At 64.5% G+C, this 19,822-nt stretch carries 19 protein-coding genes and 1 tRNA gene; 10 read left to right on the forward strand and 10 right to left on the reverse strand.

What is annotated here, in order from left to right:
* The first annotated feature begins 192 nt into the window (after positions 1–192).
* Complete coding sequence (gene lpxC, locus S6FBBBH3_RS02145; RefSeq protein ID WP_120176211.1) at positions 193–1,128, forward strand: UDP-3-O-acyl-N-acetylglucosamine deacetylase; 936 nt, start codon at positions 193–195, stop codon at positions 1,126–1,128.
* Here the strand turns inward: lpxC and S6FBBBH3_RS02150 are convergent.
* Positions 1,125–2,012 (reverse strand): hypothetical protein, encoded by an 888-nt coding sequence (locus S6FBBBH3_RS02150; RefSeq protein WP_120176212.1) that lies wholly within the window; start codon positions 2,010–2,012, stop codon positions 1,125–1,127. The two genes, lpxC and S6FBBBH3_RS02150, sit on opposite strands and share 4 nt — an antisense overlap.
* 313 nt (positions 2,013–2,325) lie before the next feature.
* Here S6FBBBH3_RS02150 and secA point away from each other — a divergent pair, with 313 nt between their 5' ends.
* The 3 genes from secA (at position 2,326) to S6FBBBH3_RS02165 (ending at position 7,168) form a co-directional block, all read left to right on the forward strand.
* Positions 2,326–5,058 (forward strand): preprotein translocase subunit SecA, encoded by a 2,733-nt coding sequence (gene secA / locus S6FBBBH3_RS02155; RefSeq protein WP_120176213.1) that lies wholly within the window; start codon positions 2,326–2,328, stop codon positions 5,056–5,058.
* Positions 5,059–5,200: 142 nt separating this feature from the next.
* Positions 5,201–6,406 carry a hypothetical protein gene (locus S6FBBBH3_RS02160; protein ID WP_120176214.1) on the forward strand — a complete coding sequence of 402 codons (1,206 nt, stop codon included), beginning with the start codon at positions 5,201–5,203 and terminating at the stop codon, positions 6,404–6,406.
* A gap of 84 nt (positions 6,407–6,490) precedes the next feature.
* Positions 6,491–7,168 (forward strand): NUDIX domain-containing protein, encoded by a 678-nt coding sequence (locus tag S6FBBBH3_RS02165; protein WP_120176215.1) that lies wholly within the window; start codon positions 6,491–6,493, stop codon positions 7,166–7,168.
* A 118-nt stretch (positions 7,169–7,286) separates the two neighbouring features.
* On the opposite strand, the gene S6FBBBH3_RS02170 is transcribed toward S6FBBBH3_RS02165, so the two are convergent.
* The 5 genes from S6FBBBH3_RS02170 to S6FBBBH3_RS02190 all read right to left on the reverse strand — a co-directional run bounded on the left by S6FBBBH3_RS02170 (position 7,287) and on the right by S6FBBBH3_RS02190 (position 10,369).
* Positions 7,287–7,520 (reverse strand): DNA gyrase inhibitor YacG, encoded by a 234-nt coding sequence (locus tag S6FBBBH3_RS02170; RefSeq protein ID WP_120176216.1) that lies wholly within the window; start codon positions 7,518–7,520, stop codon positions 7,287–7,289.
* Positions 7,521–7,607: 87 nt separating this feature from the next.
* The gene (gene zapD / locus S6FBBBH3_RS02175) at positions 7,608–8,420 is read right to left on the reverse strand and encodes a cell division protein ZapD (protein ID WP_120177787.1); all 813 of its coding nucleotides are present in this window, start codon (positions 8,418–8,420) and stop codon (positions 7,608–7,610) included.
* 159 nt (positions 8,421–8,579) lie between these two features.
* Positions 8,580–9,200 carry a dephospho-CoA kinase gene (coaE, locus tag S6FBBBH3_RS02180; RefSeq protein WP_120176217.1) on the reverse strand — a complete coding sequence of 207 codons (621 nt, stop codon included), beginning with the start codon at positions 9,198–9,200 and terminating at the stop codon, positions 8,580–8,582.
* Between the two features lie 76 nt (positions 9,201–9,276).
* Positions 9,277–9,353 (reverse strand) — tRNA-Pro (locus S6FBBBH3_RS02185).
* 17 nt (positions 9,354–9,370) lie between these two features.
* Positions 9,371–10,369, reverse strand: coding sequence for a polyprenyl synthetase family protein (locus tag S6FBBBH3_RS02190; RefSeq protein ID WP_120177788.1), 999 nt, complete (start codon positions 10,367–10,369; stop codon positions 9,371–9,373).
* A 363-nt stretch (positions 10,370–10,732) separates the two neighbouring features.
* Between S6FBBBH3_RS02190 and rplU the strand changes: the two genes are divergently transcribed.
* From rplU to S6FBBBH3_RS02215, 5 genes are all read left to right on the forward strand, one after another.
* Positions 10,733–11,044, forward strand: a complete 312-nt coding sequence (gene rplU, locus S6FBBBH3_RS02195) for a 50S ribosomal protein L21 (protein ID WP_120176218.1) — start codon at positions 10,733–10,735, stop codon at positions 11,042–11,044.
* A gap of 32 nt (positions 11,045–11,076) precedes the next feature.
* Positions 11,077–11,340 (forward strand): 50S ribosomal protein L27, encoded by a 264-nt coding sequence (rpmA, locus tag S6FBBBH3_RS02200; RefSeq protein ID WP_120176219.1) that lies wholly within the window; start codon positions 11,077–11,079, stop codon positions 11,338–11,340.
* A 250-nt stretch (positions 11,341–11,590) separates the two neighbouring features.
* Entirely contained in the window at positions 11,591–12,658 is a 1,068-nt protein-coding gene (gene obgE, locus S6FBBBH3_RS02205) for a GTPase ObgE (RefSeq protein WP_120176220.1), read from the forward strand.
* Positions 12,659–12,803: 145 nt separating this feature from the next.
* Complete coding sequence (proB, locus tag S6FBBBH3_RS02210; RefSeq protein ID WP_120176221.1) at positions 12,804–13,919, forward strand: glutamate 5-kinase; 1,116 nt, start codon at positions 12,804–12,806, stop codon at positions 13,917–13,919.
* A gap of 106 nt (positions 13,920–14,025) precedes the next feature.
* A complete protein-coding gene (locus S6FBBBH3_RS02215; protein WP_120176222.1) occupies positions 14,026–15,771 on the forward strand; it encodes a proline--tRNA ligase in 1,746 nt (581 codons plus the stop codon).
* 169 nt (positions 15,772–15,940) lie between these two features.
* Here the strand turns inward: S6FBBBH3_RS02215 and tolA are convergent, their stop codons facing one another.
* Genes tolA through ybgC form a run of 4 tightly spaced genes read right to left on the reverse strand, consistent with a single transcriptional unit; the run spans position 15,941 to position 18,761 of the window.
* Positions 15,941–17,173 (reverse strand): cell envelope integrity protein TolA, encoded by a 1,233-nt coding sequence (gene tolA, locus S6FBBBH3_RS02220; RefSeq protein ID WP_120176223.1) that lies wholly within the window; start codon positions 17,171–17,173, stop codon positions 15,941–15,943.
* A 14-nt stretch (positions 17,174–17,187) separates the two neighbouring features.
* On the reverse strand, positions 17,188–17,619 hold the full coding sequence (locus tag S6FBBBH3_RS02225) for an ExbD/TolR family protein (protein WP_120176224.1): 432 nt from the start codon (positions 17,617–17,619) through the stop codon (positions 17,188–17,190).
* A gap of 3 nt (positions 17,620–17,622) precedes the next feature.
* Complete coding sequence (tolQ, locus tag S6FBBBH3_RS02230; protein WP_120177789.1) at positions 17,623–18,288, reverse strand: protein TolQ; 666 nt, start codon at positions 18,286–18,288, stop codon at positions 17,623–17,625.
* A 47-nt stretch (positions 18,289–18,335) separates the two neighbouring features.
* Positions 18,336–18,761, reverse strand: coding sequence for a tol-pal system-associated acyl-CoA thioesterase (gene ybgC, locus S6FBBBH3_RS02235; protein WP_120176225.1), 426 nt, complete (start codon positions 18,759–18,761; stop codon positions 18,336–18,338).
* 160 nt (positions 18,762–18,921) lie between these two features.
* Here ybgC and S6FBBBH3_RS02240 point away from each other — a divergent pair, with 160 nt between their 5' ends.
* Positions 18,922–19,776, forward strand: a complete 855-nt coding sequence (locus tag S6FBBBH3_RS02240; RefSeq protein ID WP_120176226.1) for a hypothetical protein — start codon at positions 18,922–18,924, stop codon at positions 19,774–19,776.
* Positions 19,777–19,822 lie beyond the last annotated feature (46 nt).

The following is a 19,822-nucleotide window of genomic DNA, read 5'->3' on the forward strand; positions in this document are numbered from 1 at the left end:
CCGAACGCTTCGCGCGGCGCGCTTTCCCGCCCCGACTCGGGCGGACGAAAGCCCGCCGCAATGCAAAGGCGGCTTGCGTCCGAACGGACGGGCCGCCCTTTCTTTGAAGAAACCATCGGAAATTCCAATAGAGAGCGCCGTCCTTCGTCGAACGAAGGATTCCTCGAACGAGCGACGGCTCGGGAGCAAGTTATGACCTACTTCAAGCAACGCACCTTGGGCGAAGCCGTCGAAACCGTCGGCATCGGGCTGCATTCGGGCCGCAAGGTGAAGTTGCGGCTTCTCCCGGCGGCGCCCGACACGGGGATCGTCTATCGCCGCACCGACATCGATCCGCCCGTCGACATTCCGGCTCAACCCCTCAACGTGAACGACACCCGCATGGCGACCACCGTCAACATCGGGTCGACGGCCGTTTCGACGATCGAACACCTGATGAGCGCCCTGAGCGGTCTCGGGGTCGACAACTGCGTGATCGAAGTCACCGCTCCCGAAATTCCGATCATGGACGGCTCGGGCGCAAGTTTCGTCTTTCTGCTCCATTCGGCGGGCATCGTCGAGCAGGACGCGCCGAAGAAGTTCGTGAAGGTGATCGCCCCCGTCGAAGTGCGCGAAGGCGACAAGTGGGCGCGGCTTGAGCCTCACATGGGCTACAAGCTCTCCTTCTCGATCGCGTTCGGGCACCCCGCAATCGACGCGACGGAACAGTTCTCGGAGGTCGACTTCTCGAAGACGACCTACGAGCAGGCCGTGGCGCGCAACCGCACGTTCGGCTTCGTGCAGGACGTGGAAATGTTGCGTCGCCTCGGGCTCGCCCAGGGGGGCTCGCTCGGCAACGCGATCGTCATGGACGAGTACCGCATCCTCAACCCCGAGGGGCTGCGCGAAGGGGACGAATTCGTGAAGCACAAGATCCTTGACGCCATGGGAGACCTCTACGTGCTCGGTCGTCCGCTCCTCGCGCACTACCGTGCTCACAAGTCGGGGCACGCGCTCAACAACCTCTTGCTTCGCGAACTCCTCAAAAAGCCCGAGTGCTGGACGGAAGTGGTCTTCGAAAACGACCGGGACTGCCCGGTCGACTTCTGGCTCCAGAAGGCGAAAGCCCCGAAATCCGCCCGTTGTTAATGCGCCGAGTGGTCGATGGCGCTCTCAAGCGCCTCGACTTCGTTTCGTAGGTCGAGCAACCGCGCCTTGAGCGCGAGATAGTCGCGCTCGAGACGCGCAACGTCGTCGGCGGACGGTTCGGGCATCCCCGACTCGGACCCCGCATCGCCCTCGAAATCGAACCCGAGTTGAAACCGCGCCGATTCGACGGCGAGGAGTTCGTCGCCCGCGCGCGCTCTCAGGCGCCCGAGGCGATCTTCGAGCGCGACGCGACGCGTGAGTTTGGAAAGGAGCCGATCGCGCACGCCCGCGAGTTCGGGCTTGTGTTGCACGTCCTCTTCCGTCGGCACGAGCCGGGGGTCGGGCGCTTCGGGGAGATGATTCTCCAGCCGCGCGAGCGCTTCGAGGAGATGCCGCGCGTCGTTCCCCGCTTCGTCGAACCCCGAACGCAACTGTCCCGTGCGCTCTTCGGGGCGCGGGGCGATCGCGTCCGCGAGGCGCGCGAGCGTCGCGCGCAGGTCCGGATCGTGAAAGTCGTCGAGCCGCGCGCGAAGGCGCGCCGAGGCCGCAATCGAATGCTCGCGAGGCGGAGCGGGCGGCACGGGTTCGGGTTCGGGTTCGGCGGGAGGCGCAATACGAATGTCGATCTCGGCAACGGGAAGGCCCTTCACGGCCAAGGCCGCAAGCATGCGCGGTACGAGCTGGCGCAGGCGGTTCAATTGCGCCGCATTTTGCGCAAGCAACACGAGCGTGTGATCTTCGTAGCGCGTGTGCCCCCGGGAGAAGTCGAGCACGAGTCGGAAAGGCTTCACGACGGGCTGAATCACCTCGCCCGCGCGGCGCGCGATCTGAAAGTCCGACATGAGGCGCGCCGTACCGTCCTCTTCCGAGAGAAGCCGATCCATGGACCGGAAGCCTTTGCGGCGGGTGAAATCTTTCAAATTCCTGCTCACGATCTCTCCTCCAACTGCGCGCAAGCCCTGAGAAACGCACCAACAGACTATGCGATAATCGACAAGTTACCCTCGGCGCCTGCGGGTGCCGGGACGAGGGCGTATCGAGCCGCGGGTGCCTTGCCGGGATGTGCAAGTGTACCCGAGGGACGTCGTCCGACCATCTTAAGCAGCGCGCGGACCGGGTTCGGCCCGCACGGAGGACCTCCCCGCGTCGCGGACTCGACGGGACGGGACGAGGGGGCCGCTCAGAACCGTAGAAGCCATGTTTGACGAACTCCTTACCAAAATCTTCGGCAGCCGCAACGACCGCCTGATCAAGCAGTATCGCCGCCAGTGCGAAGCGATCAACAAGCTCGAACCCGCCATGAAGGCGCTCTCGGACGAGGAATTGCAGGCCAAGACCGGGGAATTCCGCGAACGCATCGCCAAGGGCGAAACGACGGACCAGCTCCTGCCCGAAGCGTTCGCCGTGGTGCGCGAAGCCGCGGTTCGCGTGCTCGGCATGCGCCACTACGACGTGCAGCTGATCGGCGGCATGGTGCTCAACGACGGCAAGATCGCCGAAATGCGCACGGGCGAAGGGAAGACCCTCACCGCGACGCTCGCCGTCTATCTCAACGCCCTTCCGGGCAAGGGCTGCCACGTCGTGACGGTGAACGACTACCTCGCTTCGCGCGACGCGGACTGGATGGGGCGCCTCTACAACTGGCTGGGCCTTTCCGTCGGCAAGATTCTCACGCAGCAGGACACCGAAACGAAGAAGGCTGCCTACGCGGCCGACATCACGTACGGCACGAACAACGAGTTCGGCTTCGACTACCTGCGCGACAACATGGAGTACGACGTCGCGAACCGTCGTCAGCGCGGTCTCTACTACGCGATCGTCGACGAAGTGGACTCGATCCTCATCGACGAAGCGCGCACGCCGCTCATCATCTCGGGGCCCGCGAACGACAACACGGACCTCTACCGCGCCATCAACGAAATTCCGCCGCTTTTGACGCGCCAGGCCGAAGAAAAGGGCGAGGGCGACTACTGGGTGGATGAAAAGGCCCATCAGGTCTACATCTCCGAAAGCGGTCACGAAAAGCTCGAGGCCATCCTCTCCGAGCGCGGCCTCGTCGCCGAAGGCGAATCGCTCTATTCGCCGAAGAACATCATCCTCATGCACCACCTGATGGCGTCCCTGAAGGCTCACAACCTCTTCAAGCGCGATCAGCACTACGTCGTGCAGAACGGCGAAATCGTCATCGTCGACGAGTTCACGGGCCGCCTGATGCCCGGCCGCCGTTGGAGCGAAGGCCTTCACCAGGCGGTCGAAGCCAAGGAAGGCGTGCGCATCCAGCAGGAAAATCAGACGATGGCTTCGATCACGTTCCAGAACTACTTCCGCATGTACGAGAAGCTCTCGGGCATGACGGGTACGGCGGACACCGAAGCCTATGAATTCCAGGACATCTACGGCCTCGAAACGGTGGTCGTCCCGACGCACCGCAAGATGGTCCGCGTCGACGAACAGGACAAGGTCTACCGTACGGTCGCCGAAAAGTACCGCGCCATCATCGAAGACGTGAAGGCCTGCCACGCCAAGGGGCAGCCCGTTCTGCTCGGCACGACCTCGATTGAAAATTCCGAAGTGCTCTCGCAGCTCCTCACGAAGGAAGGGATCGAGCACAACGTGCTCAACGCCAAGCAGCACGAAAAGGAAGCCCAGATCGTTCTAGAAGCCGGCCGTTCCGGCATCGTCACGATCGCGACCAACATGGCGGGGCGCGGCACTGACATCGTGCTCGGCGGCGGTATCAACAAGCACATCGACGACGTTCGCAACGACGAAACGCTCACCGAAGCCGAACGCGAACTGCGCATCGCCAAGCTCAAGGCCGACTGGCAGGTCGAACACGACCGCGTCGTCGCCGCGGGCGGCTTGCGCATCATCGGCTCCGAACGCCACGAGTCGCGCCGCATCGACAATCAGCTCCGCGGCCGTGCGGGCCGTCAGGGCGACCCGGGGAGCTCGTGCTTCTACCTCTCGATGGAAGATCAGCTTCTGCGCATCTTCGGCGGCGAACGCATGCGTGCGATTGCCGACCGCTTGAAGCTCGAAGAGGGTGTCGCGATCGAATCGAAGATGCTCACCCGCATGATCGAATCGGCGCAGCGCAAGGTCGAAGGCCGCAACTACGACATCCGCAAGCAGCTCCTCGAATTCGACGACGTTCAGAACGACCAGCGTCACGAGATCTACGGTCTCCGCAACGAAATCCTCGAATCCTCCGACTGCTCGGAAATGGTGAAGAACTTGCGCGAAGGGTACTTCCGCGACCTCTTCCGCTCGTTCGTGCCGGCCGACACGGTCGAAGAACAGTGGGACCTCCCGGGGCTCACCGCGAAGTTGACGAACGACTTCGGGATCGACATCGACCTCCAGAAGATGCTCGACGCCTCGGATTCGACCACGGACGAAGATCTGCTCGAAGCGCTCGTCGCGAAGGTGAACGAACTCTACGGCGCGAAGGAAACCCTGGTGGGGCACGACGCCTTCACCGCGTTCGCGCGCTCGGTTCTTCTGCAGGTGATCGACCAGCTCTGGCGTCAGCACATTGCCGCGCTCGACGCTCTGCGTCAGGGGATCTATCTGCGCGGCTACGCTCAGAAGCAGCCCAAGCAGGAGTACAAGCGCGAAGCGTTCACGATGTTCGAGCAGCTCCTCGACAGCATCCGCGAAACGCTCGTCTCGGTGCTCATGCACGTCGAAATCAAGATGCCCGAAGAGGCGCAGGAAGCGACCGACACGGCCATCGCGATGGGCGAACAGACGGCTGCGGAAGCGGCCGACCCCGCTGCGGGTCGCCACGAAGGCGGCAGCGCCCTCGACGCGATGCAGGCCGACGAAGCCGAAATGCGCCGCCGCTTCGCGCACGCGGGCCGCAACGATCCGTGCCCCTGCGGCTCCGGCAAGAAGTTCAAGGACTGCCACGGCAAGCTCGCCTGATCGGTCCGAAAGGCGCGGGAGCCGAGCTCGCTCGGCCCCGCACGCATGAGAAACGCCCGGCGGTTCGACGACTTCCGGGCGTTTTGTCGTCCGCAGGCCCCGACCTCGGACGCCGCCCCCGAAACCGCAAGGAATCGTTCGTATGTGGAACCCCTTTTCGCGAAAGACCCGCACCGCTCCGCAGATGGCTCCGAGCGCCCCGCAGACTCATTCCGACAACCCCTTCGGGCGGGCGGCTTCTGCCGCTTCCGATCCCCTCTGGTTTTCCGACCCCGAGGGGCGGCTTGCCCTGATGGCGCTCCCCGCGTCGGGGACGGGCGTCTTCGCTCTGAGGGGCGGATTGGGTCTCGACGGTCGCGTGCGGGAACTCGCCGAGCGCCGTGCGAACGGGGACGGTACCGACTTTCGGGCGGTGATCGTGACGCCCGAGGCGGCGGCCGAAGGGCTCGGTGCGGCCTCGACAAGTGTCGCGGAAGCACTCGGCTTTGAGTGGGAACGACGGCTCGGCCTCGCACGGTGCGACCTCCTCTGGGCCTCGGGCGGCCCGATCGGCGAGACCCTCGAGGTCGGCACCCTCATCGGGGCCGCAAGCGTCCTTCGAGAAGTCGCAACGCGTGAGGCGGGGAAGTCGGACCCGCCTTTCGGCCCCCTGCGCCGCATGCCCTTTCGCATGCCCGAGGGGCATACGGAACTCTCCCTCTGGGAGACGCCGCCCGCGGTTGATCTCGCACGCGCGTCGGTGCACGGGCTTCACGTAGGGCTTCCCGTACGGCGAAACGTCTTGGAGGTTTTTGCGGAAACTCTGGCGCCTAAGCTTTGGGCGGGGCTCCATCCTGCGGGGACGGCCGGCGACCTGCTCGTCATTACGGCGTCGGGCGAAGGTGTCGAACGCAGCGGGAACGCGTCGCAGCCCCCCGTCGAACGCTGGGACGACCCGCGCGTCGAAGCGATTTCGGCGGGCCTCACGAATCTGCTGGAAGACGCCCTGCGGCGGCGCGCGCTCGTGCGCGGGATGCGCACGATGCTCGCGGTCGAAGGGGCGGAAACGACGAAGGAAGCCCATGAACTCGCGGAGAGTCTCTGGCCCGCGGCCGTTGCGGCGGGACGCGCTTTGCGGACTTCCGGAAAGCCCGAGCGCCCCTCCGGCTGGGAGCGGGTTTTTCGAGTGGCGCTCTCGCTCCGTGTCTCGGAAGGCGTCGAGCGTTCTCGCCTTGCGGTGCGCTTCGAAGGGATCGGTGCCGAAGCGACCGATGCAAGCGATGCGACCGACGCATCCAAACTTCCCGCACGCATCGTCGTTTCCTTCGGCCGTGGGCGTGCGTCGGTCATGATGCCGCTTCCGATCTGATGCGTCGGAATGGGCGTGACGGCGTTCATTCCGCCGCAGGCGGGGTAAGATGAACTGTTGTCGCAACCCTCAAGGAGACACCCCATGACTCAACCCGTCGTCGACGTGGCCGTCGGCGTTCTGATTCGTGAAGACGGCCGGATGTTGCTCGGTTCCCGCCCGCAGGGCAAGCCCTATGCCGGTTATTGGGAATTCCCGGGCGGCAAGATGGAACCGGGCGAAACCGTGCACGACGCTCTGAAGCGCGAACTCGACGAAGAGCTCGGGATTACGTTGCGCCGTTCCGTGCCGTGGTTCGTGACGGAACACCGCTACGAGCACGCGCACGTGCGTCTGCACTTCCGCCGCTCGAAGGACTTCACGGGCGAGCCCGTCGCCAAGGAAGGCCAGGAATTCGGTTACTTCTCGGCCTCCGAACGTACGCCGGGGCTCCTCCTGCCCGTGGACCTCGCGATCGTGGCCCGTGCGGAACTTCCCGACGTCTTCGAAGAGCGCGCAGACCAGACGGTGCTTTCGACCGCGGCGTTGCGCGCGACGGTCGTTCGCGACCGCGACGCCCGCTACGTGGGGGCCCGTGCCGAAACGTTCGACGACGTGATGAAGGCCCGCGCCATGGACTTCGACTTCGTGATCGTGCCGAAGGCGGCCTTTGAAGAGTGCGTGCGCGGGGGCGAAGCGCTCTTGCCCGTCTATGTGGAAGGCGTTCCCGCGGCCGAGCTCGACCGTTGGCAGGAAGCGGGCGCTCACGGCGTGAAGCCTTGAGGCGGCGAGCTTCCCGAATCGTGTTGCGCGCCCTTTCGGGGCGCGCAAATAAAGAAAAGCCCGATCGAGGCGTCTCGGTCGGGCTTTTTGCGAGTTCGGGTCGCGAAGGCTCGGAGGCTCAGCGGCGCTTCGCGCGCTTTTCCATCGCGCGCATCATCGCTTCGCGCTGCGCGGTCTCGTAGTCTTCGGGATTCATCGAGGCGGCGGAGCCCGGCTCCCCTTCGATGCGGTACTCGTCGTTTGCCCACGCGCCGAGGTCGATCAGGCGGCAGCGTTCGGAGCAAAAGGGACGGTAGGGATTGGCGGGCGAATATTCGGCTTCGGCGCCGCAGGTCGGACACTTGACTTTCATGGAAAGGAACGCGGCCCGACGCCGTCGGGCCGAAAGAAAAAAGGAAAAAGAATTCGGAAGGCCGTCGAGAAAGAAGAGCGGAAGAGCTCAACCGCAGAGGCCGAGCCGGAATTCGACGCGCTCGTGGACGACGTGGAGGCGCCGGCGGTGGTCGGGGCGCGAGAAGCGCACCCAGAGCATGTACTTGTTCGCGCTCACTTCCGGAATGAGCGTGTCGCCCTCCGGGATCCAGATGCGCGCAAGCGCGTAGTTGCGCCCCGTCATGGGCTTTTGGAACATGCCGTCGATCGCGGTGCAGTAGTGTTCGACGGACGAAGCGCGCAGGAGGCGCAACACGAGCTGGATCGCGTCCCGCGTCGGGAACATCGACTGCGCCCAACCGAGGAGCTCCTCGCGACGCACCTCGGGGCGAAGCGCGAGCCAGTAGTGGAGCATCGGCATGTCGAATTCGCACGTGCCGCCCGGAATCGACTGGCGCGTGCGAACGAGCTGCAGCCATTCGTTTTCGCGGATCACCTGACCCGAGCGCCCGACCGTATTGGAAATCGTGCGGCAGCACTCCGAGAGTTCGGCAATGGCGGGCTCCAGCGCGTCCTGACGCACCGCTTCGTTGCCGCGCAGGTTTTCGAGGTGCTGACGCTGACGTACGAGCTCCTGAATGAGTTCGTTGCGCAGATCCGAGCGGGCCGACGCGTCGACGAGGTCGAAGAGGGCCGAGAGCGCCGCATGGTGCGCGACCGGCTCCTCTTGGGCGCAGAACCAGTCGAAACGTCGGAAGAGCATCTCGAGCCGCAGATACATGCGGATTTTTTCGTTGCACGGGAACTCGTAAAGCATGAAGCCCGCGGTGTTCTCGGAGGCATCAGGCTGTTCGATCGAGTTGACGGACGAAAGAGTCATGTCGGGGCCGAAGGAGATGGGCGGGACGTCGCTCGTGAGGGGACGTGCGCGGCGGATGGAAACGGGGGGCGAACTCGCCGAAAGGCCTGCGGACGGCGGCTTTCGGCGCAAAGGCGCATGTTCCAAAAATACCACACGCCGCCGTATGGAAAATGGGAATTACCCGCAGGCCGAAAGGAAATTTGTATGCAAAGTTTGGACGGCCCGTTCGAGCGCTTCGGGCGTGCCGCCGTTGTAGAGGACGTAGTCGGCAATCACAAGCCGTTCGGCGCGCGAGGCCTGCGCGGCGAGAATAGCGCGAACCGCGGATTCGGGGAGGTGCGAGCGGCACATCACGCGGGCGATCTGCTCCTCTTCGGCAAGGTCGACGACAAGGACCTTCGCGCAGGCCTTGCGCCAGGCGGGGCGCTCCGCAAGGAGCGGACAATCGAAGAGCGCGTAAGGGAGCGCGCGTTCGCGCGCAGCGTCGAGCGCCGCCCGGATCCCTTCGGAAATTTCCGCTTCGAGGTGGGGGGCAAGCACCCGTTCGAGCTCCCGCCGCTTTTCGGGGTCGGAAAAAACGAGTTCGCGCATGGCCGAGCGGTCCATGGCGCCTTCGGGCGTGATGAAGGCGTCGCCGAAATGCGCGCGAACCGCTTCGATCGCGCGTCCTCCCGCAGCCGTGACGGCGCGCGAGAGCGCGTCCGCGTCGACGACAGGAACGCCGAGCCGCGCGAAGGCGGCCGCGGCCGTCGATTTTCCCGAGCCGATGCCGCCCGTAAGGCCGAGCAGATAGGGCATGCCGATTCTCCGTTGAGTGCGTTTCGAGCGGACAAACAAAAAGGCACCGCACTTGCGTGCGGTGCCTTTGGAAACCTGGTCGGGGTGAGAGGATTCGAACCTCCGACTCCTACGTCCCGAACGTAGTACTCTACCAGGCTGAGCTACACCCCGAAATTCCCGATTCAGCGTTATCGATCACGCTTAACCGTGAAGGACAACAATTCTAGCAGACTTTCGCTGAAAATGGAAGAGGGAATTTTCGAAAGAGCCTTGCGGCCCCGTTCCAGTTCCTTCTCAGCTCGTGCTCTGCATCGATCGAGAGCTTCGCAGTCTATCACAAGCTTTGCGATTTTGTCAAATTCTCCGTCACCCTGACGAATCGCGTCGTCGATGAGGCGGCGATCCTCGTCGGAAACGAGCTCGCGCGTATAGATCAGGGGGAGCGTTACCTTCCCTTCGCGCAGGTCGGCGCCGAGTGATTTGCCGGTTTCGGCGGTGTCGCCCGCGTAGTCGAGCATGTCGTCGGCGATCTGGAAAGCGTTGCCGAGAGCGAGCGCGTATTCGGCCACGGCTTCTTCGGCTTCCGGGGTGGCGTCGGCGATGGCGGCCGCCATACGGGCGCCCGCCTCGAAGAGGCAGGCGGTCTTGCGTTCGATCACCTTGAAGTAACGCTCTTCGTCGACCGTCGGGTCGTGGGCGTTGACCATCTGGATCACTTCGCCTTCGGAAAGGCGGTTGGCGGCGTTCGAGAGCGCCTCCATCACCTTGAGGTTCCCCGCCTTCACCATCATCTGGAAGGAGCGGGTGTAGAGGAAGTCGCCCACGAGCACCGCGACGCCGTTGCCCCAGCGGGCGTTGGCCGTCGGACGGCCGCGGCGCATGTCGCTCTCGTCGACCACGTCGTCGTGCATGAGGGTGGCCGTATGGAGAAGTTCGATCGTGGCGCCGAGATACTGGTGCAGCGTCCCTTCGTAACCGAGCGCGCGGGCGATGAGCATGAGCAGAGCGGGACGCATGCGCTTGCCGCCCGCACTCGTGATGTACTCGCCGATCTCGTGCATGCGACGGACGTCGCTGGCGAGTTCTTGGCGGATGACGTCGTCGACCGCGGCCATGTCGGCGGCGATCGGCGCAAGGAGGGCGCGCACGAGCGCCTTCGGATCCTCGGTGTGCGTGGTCTCTTCCATGATGTGTTCGACTTCGAAAAACGGAGGGCCGCCCGAAAGGGGCTCGGGCGAAACTGCCTCAAGTATATCGGGCGACGAGAGGGACGGACGGTCGATCCCGGCTCGACGGAAGGTCGACGTGCGTTCGGCGGGCGGGCTCTTTGCGGGAGACGTCGAAAACCGGAACGCAACTCCGTAAATTTTCGGGAATTTCGCTTGACGGAGAGGACCCCGCATGAAATAATGCGCTCCTTTCCACGCAACCGATGCGTCGCGTGCGCGCCCTCGGGATTTTCCCTTCGGACGCCGCGGTCGCATGCATTACAAAAAGGCTTCGCATACGTCGCATGCGCGATCGAAGCGAAGCGGGCGAGGTTTATTTACATGTACGCTATCATCAAGACGGGCGGTAAGCAGTACCGCGTCAGCGTCGGCGACAAGCTCAAGGTCGAATCCCTTGCTGTCGAAGCCGGCTCCCAGGTTACCCTCTCCGAAGTGCTCGCTGTGAGCAACGAAAACGGCCTCAAGGTCGGCGCTCCCTTCGTCGAAGGCGCCTCCGTGACGGCGACCGTTGTCTCCCACGGCCGTGGCGAAAAGGTCCGCATCTTCAAGTTCCGTCGTCGCAAGCACTCCATGAAGTCGGGCGGCCATCGTCAGAACTACACGGAGCTCAAGATCGAATCGATCGCGGCTTAATTTTCAACCGGTTTTTTAGCAGAGCATAGAAAATGGCACATAAGAAAGGCGGCGGCTCCACCCGCAACGGTCGCGACTCCCAGGCCAAGCGTCTCGGCGTGAAGGTCTTCGGCGAATCCCACATCAACGCCGGTTCCATCATCGTCCGTCAGCGCGGCACGAAGTTCCACGCCGGCGACAACGTCGGTATGGGCAAGGATCACACGCTCTACGCGCTCGTCGACGGCGTCGTCAAGTTCGAAGTGAAGGGCGCTTTCAACCGTCACTACATCAAGGTTGAACCGACCTCCCTCTAATCGACTGCGTTCGATCCGGAGAGCCGGCGCGGCGGACCGACGTCCCCGAAGGGGGTCGGCCGCGAGCGCCGGACAAAAAGCCCAGTACGGCTCCGCCGACTGGGCTTTTTTAGTAGAGTGGCAACACGGGGACGAAGGCCGAGTCGCTTGAAGCGCCGTCCTCACCCCATCATCCATAAAAAGCGGCTACGCCCTTTCGGGCGTCGCCCCCGCGGTGCGAGTGGTTCGGCTGCGGCGCAGGGAGAGATTCATGAAGTTTGTTGACGAAGCCCGAATCGAAGTGCAGGGCGGCAAGGGCGGGAACGGCGCGGCCAGTTTCCGACGCGAAAAATTCATTCCCAAGGGCGGTCCCGACGGCGGCGACGGCGGTCGCGGCGGCTCGGTCTGGGCCGTGGCCGACCGAAACATCAACACGCTCGTCGACTACCGCTACACGCGCAAGTTCTTCGCCCCGAACGGCGAGAACGGTCGCGGCGCGGACTGCTACGGTGCGGGCGGCGAAGACATCGTCCTGCGCATGCCCGTCGGCACGCTCGTGCGCGACGTGGATACGGGCGAGCTCGTCGCCGACCTCAACGTGCACGGGGCGCGTCAGCTCCTCGCCGCGGGCGGCAAGGGGGGGCTCGGGAACCTCCACTTCAAGAGCTCCGTGAACCGCGCTCCGAAGCAGGCGACGCCGGGAGAACCCGGGCAGTACCGCTCGCTCGAGCTTGAACTCAAGGTGCTTGCCGACGTGGGTCTCCTGGGGATGCCCAATGCCGGGAAGTCCACCTTCATCACGGCCGTCTCCAACGCCCGTCCCAAGATCGCCGACTACCCCTTCACGACCTTGCACCCGCACCTCGGCGTGGTGCGCGTCGGCCCCGAACAGAGCTTCGTGATCGCCGACGTCCCAGGGCTCATCGAAGGTGCGGCCGAAGGCGCGGGCCTCGGGCACGTGTTCCTGCGTCACCTCGCGCGCACGAAGGTGCTCCTGCACGTGGTGGACGCGGCGCCGCTCGCCGAAGAGACGGATCCCATCGCCGAAGCGAAGGCGCTCGCGCTCGAACTCGAAAAGTACGACCCCGAGCTCGCGGCCAAGCCCCGCTGGCTCGTTCTCAACAAGATCGACCTCGTCGACGCCGCGGAACGCGACGCGCTGATCGAACGGTACCGCGCCGAACTTGCGGGCCCCGACACGCCCGTCTATGTGATTTCGGCCGCGACCCGCGAAGGTTGCGAAGAACTCGTGAAGGCGCTCGCTCAATTCATCGACGAAGCGCGCCGCGAAAGCATGATGTTCCTCGACGACGAACGATTCGATCCGACGGCGGACTGATCGCAATCCGCTCAACGCGAAACGCTTGACCGAAAACGCCCGGAAGGCCCGAACGCTCTTCCGGGCGTTTTCCGTTTCGGTTGGCAAAACACGGGCGCTTCTTGCGGTATCCTCAAAGATCCGTCTCAATCCCGGGAGCCCAATTATGTCCTCGCTTCTTCAAAACGCGCACCGCATCGTTGTCAAAGTCGGCAGCGCCCTCGTCACGAACGACGGTCGCGGCCTCGACGAGTCCGCGATCGAGCGGTGGGCCGGTCAGATCGCCGAGCTTCGCCGCATGGGGCGCGAAGTGATTCTCGTGAGTTCGGGGGCGGTCGCCGAAGGCGTTCTGCGCCTCGGCTGGGAAAAGCGCCCTCAGCGCGTCTATGAAAAGCAGGCCGCGGCCGCCGTCGGGCAGATGGGGCTCGTGCAGGCCTACGAGACGCACTTTCGCGCGTACGGGATCCGCACGGCGCTCGTTCTCCTCACGCACGCGAACTTGGTCGACCGCGAGCAGTACCTCAACGCCCGCATGACGCTCAACGAGCTCCTTCGTCTCGGGATCGTTCCCGTCATCAACGAAAACGACACGGTCGTCACGAGCGAAATCAAGGTGGGTGACAACGACACGTTGGGGGCGCTTGTCACGAACCTCGTCGAAGCCGACTGTCTCGTGATCCTCACGGATCAAAAGGGTCTCTACACGGCCGACCCGCGAAAGGATCCGTCGGCCGACTTCGTTTCGAGCGCCGAGGCGGGCCGGCCAGAACTCGAAGCGATGGCGGGCGGCGCCGCAAGCTCGATTTCGACGGGCGGGATGATCACGAAGATTCTTGCCGCGAAGCGCGCCGCGCGCTCGGGAGCGAACACGATCATCGCCTCGGGCCGCGAGGAAAACGTGCTCGTGCGCCTCGCAGAGGGCGAGGCCGTAGGCACGCACCTCTATGCCGCTTCGAGCAAGCTCCACGCCAGGAAGCAGTGGCTCGCGGACCATCTGCGCATGGTCGGCACGGTCACGATCGACGCCGGAGCGGTGTCGGCACTGCGCAACGGCAAGTCGCTCCTTCCCGTCGGGGTCGTCGGGGTCGAGGGCGACTTCGTGCGCGGCGACGTCGTGGGGTGCGTGACCGAAGACGGGGTCGAAGTTGCGCGCGGGCTCGTCAACTACTCGAGCGACGAAGCGCGCCGCCTCTGCCGCGCGCACACCGAAGAGATCGAAGAGCGCATCGGGCACCTCGACCGCCCCGAACTCATTCATCACGACAACATGGTTCTTCGCTGACCTCTTCGCCGACAAAGGATGATCCCGCGGATCGTCTAAAATATTCGGACTTTTTCCCACAGCGCCCCCGACGAGTTCGGGGGCGTCCACTTTCAAGCACAAACTTATGCGCGCCCGTTCCTTTTTTATTTCCACGCTCAAGGAAGCGCCGGCCGATGCCGACGTGGTGAGCCAGCAGTACATGATTCGTGCCGGCATGATCAAGAAGCTTGCCGCCGGCGTCTATACCTACATGCCGATGGGGCTACGCACGATCCGCAAGATCGAAGGCATCATCCGCGATGAAATGAACCGTGCGGGCGCGATCGAACTCCTGATGCCGATCGTGCAGCCCGCCGAACTCTGGCAGGAATCGGGCCGCTGGGAAAAGTACGGCGACGAACTCCTGCGCTTCAAGGACCGTCACGACCGCGACTTCGTGATCCAGCCGACCTCCGAAGAAGTGATCACGGACGTCGCCCGTCAGGAAATCAAGAGCTGGCGTCAGCTCCCCGTGAACTTCTATCACATCCAGACGAAGTTCCGCGACGAACGTCGTCCCCGCTTCGGCGTGATGCGCGGGCGCGAGTTCACGATGAAGGACGCCTACTCGTTCGACCGCGACGAAGCGGGTGCGGCGAAGTCCTACGATACGATGTACGACGCGTACTGCAAGATCTTCAACCGCCTCGGGCTCATGTTCCGCGCCGTGCGCGCCGACACGGGCGCGATCGGCGGCTCGCGTTCGCACGAATTCCAGGTGATCGCCAACACGGGCGAAGACGTGATTGCGTACTGCCCCGAGTCCGACTACGCGGCGAACATCGAACTTGCCGAAGCTTCGAGCCTTCTTGCGGGCCGCGAAGCCGCGACGGAAACGATGGAAAAGCGCGCGACGCCGGGCAAGGAAAAGTGCGAGGATGTTGCCGAATACCTCGGCATTCCCTTCACGAAGAGCGTCAAGAGCGTGGTGCTTGCCGCCGACCGCACGAACGAAAAGGGCGAACCGCTTCCCGCGAAGATCGTGCTGGTCCTCCTTCGCGCCGACCACGAACTCAACGACGTGAAGGCGGGCCATATCCCTGAGCTCAAGGAAGGCTTCCGCTTCGCGACCGACAAGGAAATCGAAGCGGCCTTCGGCTCGAAGCCCGGCTACCTCGGCCCGGTCGGTCTCGGCGAAGACGTCGCCGTCTACGCCGACCTTACGGTCGCCGACATGTCGGACTTCTGTTGCGGCGCGAACGAAGAAGGTTTCCACTACACGGGCGTCAACTTCGGGCGCGATCTGCCCGAACCCAAGGCGATGGACCTTCGCAACGTCGTCGAAGGCGACAAGTCGCCCGACGGTGCGGGCGAACTGAAGCTGCAGCGCGGCATCGAAGTCGGTCACGTCTTCTTCCTCGGCACGCGTTACTCCGAAGCGCTCAACGCCACGTACCTCGACGAAAACGGCCAGCCCAAGGTCATGCAGATGGGCTGCTACGGTATCGGCGTCACCCGCATCGCGGGCGCCGCGATCGAGCAGAACCACGACGACAAGGGCATCATTTGGCCCGATGCCATCGCCCCCTTCGAAGTCGTCATCTGCCCGATGAACTACTCGAAGAGCGAAGACGTGCGCAACGCCGCCGAAAAGCTCTACCGCGAGCTGCAGGCCGCCGGCGTCGACGTCATTCTCGACGACCGCGACATGCGTCCGGGCGTCATGTTCGCCGATTGGGAATTGATCGGCGTTCCGCACCGCGTCGTGATCGGCGACCGCGGTCTCAAGACGGGCGAAGTCGAATACGCCGCCCGCCGTCACCTCGACGAAAAGGTGATGGTGAAGGTCGACGAAGCGCTCGACTTCATCGTGCGTCAGCTGAAGCGCTGATCGCGCAAGTGAGCCCGCGCCTGCGGGCTCCGACCTTCCGAAAAAGGCCGACCCGCCCCGTGCGCGTCGGCCTTTTTGCTCGGGCTACGTCGGCCCCGGCGGCACGGACGGGAACACCCGACGCGAAAAGGGCTCCGCACTGCGGAGCCCTTTTCGTGACCGGAAGCTCTTATTTTTTCCGGTCGTCGACCGGGTCGAAGGAGAGCGTCAGCTCCCTCGGCGCATCCTGACCGGTGTCGGGGCGCGGGAAGGGGTTGCAGCGCCGGATGGCGCGCTCGACCGCCGCGTCGTATGCGGCCCAGCCCGACGCCTTTTCCTGCTTCGGGTCGCCCACCTGTTCGCCCGTGGGGAGAAGACGCACGCTGTAGATCGCCTGGTACTGACCGCGCACCGTGGAAGAGGGAACCTCGATCATGATGTGCGGACGGATGCAGGCCGCAACGCGCGCGACGTAGCGAGCGCGCGCCGACCCCGTCAGGTTCTGGCGCACGTTCTTCGGGTCGCCCTTCGTCGTGCCGGAGACGGTCGAATTGGGATCGGCCTTCGCGGAAAGACGCGCGAGCTCCTGCTGACGGACTTCGCGCGCGATGCGGGCGCGCTCTTCGGCGGCCTTCTTTTCCGCGATGCGGCGGGCCTCCTCGGCCTTTCGCTTTTCTTCGGCCTTGCGAGCCTCTTCGATCTTGCGGGCTTCTTCGCGCTGACGGGCTTCTTCCTGCTTTCGGGCTTCTTCGGCTTTGAGGCGCTCGACTTCGAGTCGACGCGCTTCCTCGGCCTTGCGGGCTTCTTCGGCACGGCGTTGCTCTTCGGCGAGGCGTTCCTGCGCGAGACGTTCGTCTTCGCGGCGCTTTTCCTCTTCGAGGCGTCGCGCTTCGGCTTCGATCGCTTCCTGACGCTGCCGCTCGATTTCTTCGGCGCGGGCGCGTTCCTGAGCGAGACGCTCGTCTTCGGCACGGCGCGCCTCTTCGGCCTTGCGGGCCTCCTCGGCGACGCGCTCGGCTTCGATGCGGGCAGCCTCTTCGGCCTGACGGGCTTCTTCGGCACGCGCGGCCTCTTCGAGTTCCTCGGCCCGGCGCTCCTCTTCGGGATCGGGCTCGGGTTCGGCGGCCTTCTGCGGTTCGGGTTCGGGTTCGGGCTCGGGTTCGGTTTCGGGGGTTTGGGGTTCTTCGAGAACGGGCTTTTCCTCAAGTTTCGCCGCACCCGTCGGATCGTTGCCGCCCGAGACGTCCTCGGGGGCCCAGAGTTCCGCGTACACCGTCTCCGACTGCGTCTGCCAGTGGAAGGCCGTGAAGAGGGCGGCGAAAAGCGCCGTGTGCACGGCGCAGGAAAGGACGGCCGCCGGAAGGAAGTCCTTTCGGTCTTCCTTTCGGTAGAGCACCTTCCATGCGTTCGTTTCGCTCGACATCGACGTACCTCGCGTTACTTGGCCGCGGCCGAGCGTTCGATGCGAAGCGACAAGCCGACGCGGGCGACCTCGGCCGCCTGCAGAGTCTTCATGACGTTCATCACGTCTTCATAGCGTACGTCCTTGTCGGCGGCGATCACGACGGGCGTGTCGGGGTTCGTGCCCTGCGCTTCGCGCACGGCCGCAACGAGCCCGGCGGCGTCCGTCGGGCGCATTTCCTTGCCGCTTCGGAGCGACAATCGCCCGTCGGGATAGACGATCACTTCGACGACCGTTTCGGGCGCCTTCGACGCTTTGTTCACCGACGGAAGATTCACCACGCTCGGATTTACGAAGGGGGCCGCGACCATGAGGATCACGACGAGCACGAGCATCACGTCGATGTAGGGAACGACGTTGATCTCGGCCAGGAGCCCGCGGCGGTTGTTTTGACGTCTGAGCGACATGGCTTACCTCGTCTGGCGCTCGAGAATGTTGAGGAACTCTTCGCTGAAGCCGTCCATGCGGTTCGAGAGACGACCGACGCGGTTGTTGAAGTAGTTGTAGGCGGCCACGGCCGGAATGGCGGCAAAAAGACCGATGGCGGTCGCGACGAGCGCTTCGGCAATGCCCGGGGCGACGACCGCAAGGCTCACGTTGTCGAGGGTCGAGAGGCCCGTAAAGGCGTTCATGATCCCCCAGACCGTGCCGAAAAGGCCGATGTAGGGCGAAGTGGAGCCGATCGAGGCGAGAAGCGGAAGGCCGCTTTCCAAGTGATCGAGTTCGCGCGTGAAGACCGCACGCATGGCGCGCGAGACGCCGTTGATGACATCGCCCGAGCTGCGCTGCTGCTTGATGTATTCGTTCATGCCCGCGGCGAAGACGCGCTCTTCGGAGCCCGAGGTTTCGCGGTTGCGGTTGGCGGTTTCAAGGAGCTTCGTCAGCTCCGTGCCGCTCCAGAAGCGGGTTTCGAATTCGTCCGTCTGACGCGCCGCGCGCGCGATCATGATGGCCTTGCGGAAGATCACGGTCCAGCTCAAAAGCGAGAGGAAAACCAAGATCGCCAGAACGATCTTCACGACGGGACTCGCCTGGGCGACGAGCGTCAGAAGGGAGAGGTCGGAGACGGAATTCATGGTGCAAAAAAACAAAAAACGAGTGGAGAAAAGAGCGTTCGGTCGTGTCAGGCGGCGGGCGCCGTAAGTTCGGCGATCCGCTCGTAGAGTTCGTCGGGAAGCGGCGCGGGCGCAAAGGTCTGCGCGGAGACGACCCCCACGCGAATGCGGCCTTCGACGATCGTTTCGTCGCCGCGCTTCACGAGCTGCTCGAAAACGATCGAGGCGCGGCGCAGCGTTTCGATTTTCGTGTGCACCGTAAGTTCGTCGTCGAGCCGCGCGGCGCGACGGTACTTGAGCGCGGCGTCCGCCACGACGAAAAGCACCCCCTGCGGGTTCGAGAGCTCGGCGTTTTGCGAGACGTTCAGGCGGCTGAGGAGGCTGGAACGGGCGCGTTCCATGAATTTCAGATAGTTGGCGTGGTACACGATGCCGCCCGCATCGGTGTCTTCCCAATAGACGCGGACGGGAAACGCGGCAAGTTCTCGAGACATGGTTCCGACAAAAAAAGTGAAGCGGCCGCGAGCGGGAGCCCCCGAGCGCGGGTCTTGGTAGTATAGGGGCGATGCCGGTCGACGACGCCGTCAACCGTAAGAAATTGCAAGCGCATGCGCGGGTTGCGCGTCGCGCGCCCGCCAAACACCGAATTTTGTCATGATCGATTTTTTCCCCTGGGCATTCTGGGGCGCACTGTTCTTTTTCGCCGCGGCGGTTCTTTTCGTTCGCCGCACGGCCCCGAAGGGGCTCTTTCCGACGGCCGCGGGACGCGGCCCCGTGCTGGTCCTCGCCCTGCTCGTCCTTCTGACGGCGCTCGGGCAGATCCCGACCGAGAACGGCTCGGTCCTGCGTACGATCCTCACCGAAGGCTTTGCGGTCGGCCGCGCCGAAGCGGGGGCCTCCCTTCCCTTTGCCATGACGGACCTGCGCGGAGCGGCGCTCGTTCATGCGGGGACGACCGTTGTGTCGACGCCCGCCGTTCGCATCGCGATTCAGACGCTCGTTGCGCTCATTGCCGGCGGCGTCACGTCGTTCGTTGCGTGGATGCTCACCGCGGGCTGGTTCGGCGCGAAGCGCGGCGTCGGCTTTTCCGAGGGCGTTCGCGCGCTCGGCGACGCGAACCCCTGGCGCGGCGCGATGATCGCGGGGACGATTTTCTGGATGGCGACCACCTGGGTGCTCTTTCTCGGTCGGGACTGGCATCTTTTCGGTACGTCCCCGTCGGGCGAAGACCTCTTTCTCGAAGTGCTCGCGCACCTCTCGGGCCCCGTGACGGCGGGTCTCGTGGCGGGCGCCTTGGGGCTTCTCGCTTCGCGCGGCGGCTACCTGCGCCGCTGGGCGGCGTCGGGCTTTGCGGCCGGGGTCGTTTTGGACGGCCTTCTCGGCGTGACGGGCTTGGCGCCCGCGGGTCTCGGGGCGCTCTCGGCCGCGGGCCCCGCCTGGGGTACGGCGGGTGCGGTGGCGGCGACGCTTCTTCTTCTCGCGCTCTCGATTTCGGCCGCGCGCGAGTGAGTGAGGCGTCCGAAGCGCCTGAAGCGCTTCGAACAGATCGAGCAAA

This window comes from Sutterella megalosphaeroides (assembly GCF_003609995.1).
GTDB classification, from domain to species: domain Bacteria; phylum Pseudomonadota; class Gammaproteobacteria; order Burkholderiales; family Burkholderiaceae_F; genus Sutterella; species Sutterella megalosphaeroides.

Bases quoted from the DNA above. Each gene is read 5' to 3' on its own strand.
- lpxC (WP_120176211.1), top strand. From the start codon at position 193: ATGACCTACTTCAAGCAACGCACCTTGGGCGAAGCCGTCGAAACCGTC.
- S6FBBBH3_RS02150 (WP_120176212.1), bottom strand. From the start codon at position 2,012: ATGGATCGGCTTCTCTCGGAAGAGGACGGTACGGCGCGCCTCATGTCG.
- secA (WP_120176213.1), top strand. From the start codon at position 2,326: ATGTTTGACGAACTCCTTACCAAAATCTTCGGCAGCCGCAACGACCGC.
- S6FBBBH3_RS02160 (WP_120176214.1), top strand. From the start codon at position 5,201: ATGTGGAACCCCTTTTCGCGAAAGACCCGCACCGCTCCGCAGATGGCT.
- S6FBBBH3_RS02165 (WP_120176215.1), top strand. From the start codon at position 6,491: ATGACTCAACCCGTCGTCGACGTGGCCGTCGGCGTTCTGATTCGTGAA.
- S6FBBBH3_RS02170 (WP_120176216.1), bottom strand. From the start codon at position 7,520: ATGAAAGTCAAGTGTCCGACCTGCGGCGCCGAAGCCGAATATTCGCCC.
- zapD (WP_120177787.1), bottom strand. From the start codon at position 8,420: ATGACTCTTTCGTCCGTCAACTCGATCGAACAGCCTGATGCCTCCGAG.
- coaE (WP_120176217.1), bottom strand. From the start codon at position 9,200: ATGCCCTATCTGCTCGGCCTTACGGGCGGCATCGGCTCGGGAAAATCG.
- S6FBBBH3_RS02190 (WP_120177788.1), bottom strand. From the start codon at position 10,369: ATGGAAGAGACCACGCACACCGAGGATCCGAAGGCGCTCGTGCGCGCC.
- rplU (WP_120176218.1), top strand. From the start codon at position 10,733: ATGTACGCTATCATCAAGACGGGCGGTAAGCAGTACCGCGTCAGCGTC.
- rpmA (WP_120176219.1), top strand. From the start codon at position 11,077: ATGGCACATAAGAAAGGCGGCGGCTCCACCCGCAACGGTCGCGACTCC.
- obgE (WP_120176220.1), top strand. From the start codon at position 11,591: ATGAAGTTTGTTGACGAAGCCCGAATCGAAGTGCAGGGCGGCAAGGGC.
- proB (WP_120176221.1), top strand. From the start codon at position 12,804: ATGTCCTCGCTTCTTCAAAACGCGCACCGCATCGTTGTCAAAGTCGGC.
- S6FBBBH3_RS02215 (WP_120176222.1), top strand. From the start codon at position 14,026: ATGCGCGCCCGTTCCTTTTTTATTTCCACGCTCAAGGAAGCGCCGGCC.
- tolA (WP_120176223.1), bottom strand. From the start codon at position 17,173: ATGTCGAGCGAAACGAACGCATGGAAGGTGCTCTACCGAAAGGAAGAC.
- S6FBBBH3_RS02225 (WP_120176224.1), bottom strand. From the start codon at position 17,619: ATGTCGCTCAGACGTCAAAACAACCGCCGCGGGCTCCTGGCCGAGATC.
- tolQ (WP_120177789.1), bottom strand. From the start codon at position 18,288: ATGAATTCCGTCTCCGACCTCTCCCTTCTGACGCTCGTCGCCCAGGCG.
- ybgC (WP_120176225.1), bottom strand. From the start codon at position 18,761: ATGTCTCGAGAACTTGCCGCGTTTCCCGTCCGCGTCTATTGGGAAGAC.
- S6FBBBH3_RS02240 (WP_120176226.1), top strand. From the start codon at position 18,922: ATGATCGATTTTTTCCCCTGGGCATTCTGGGGCGCACTGTTCTTTTTC.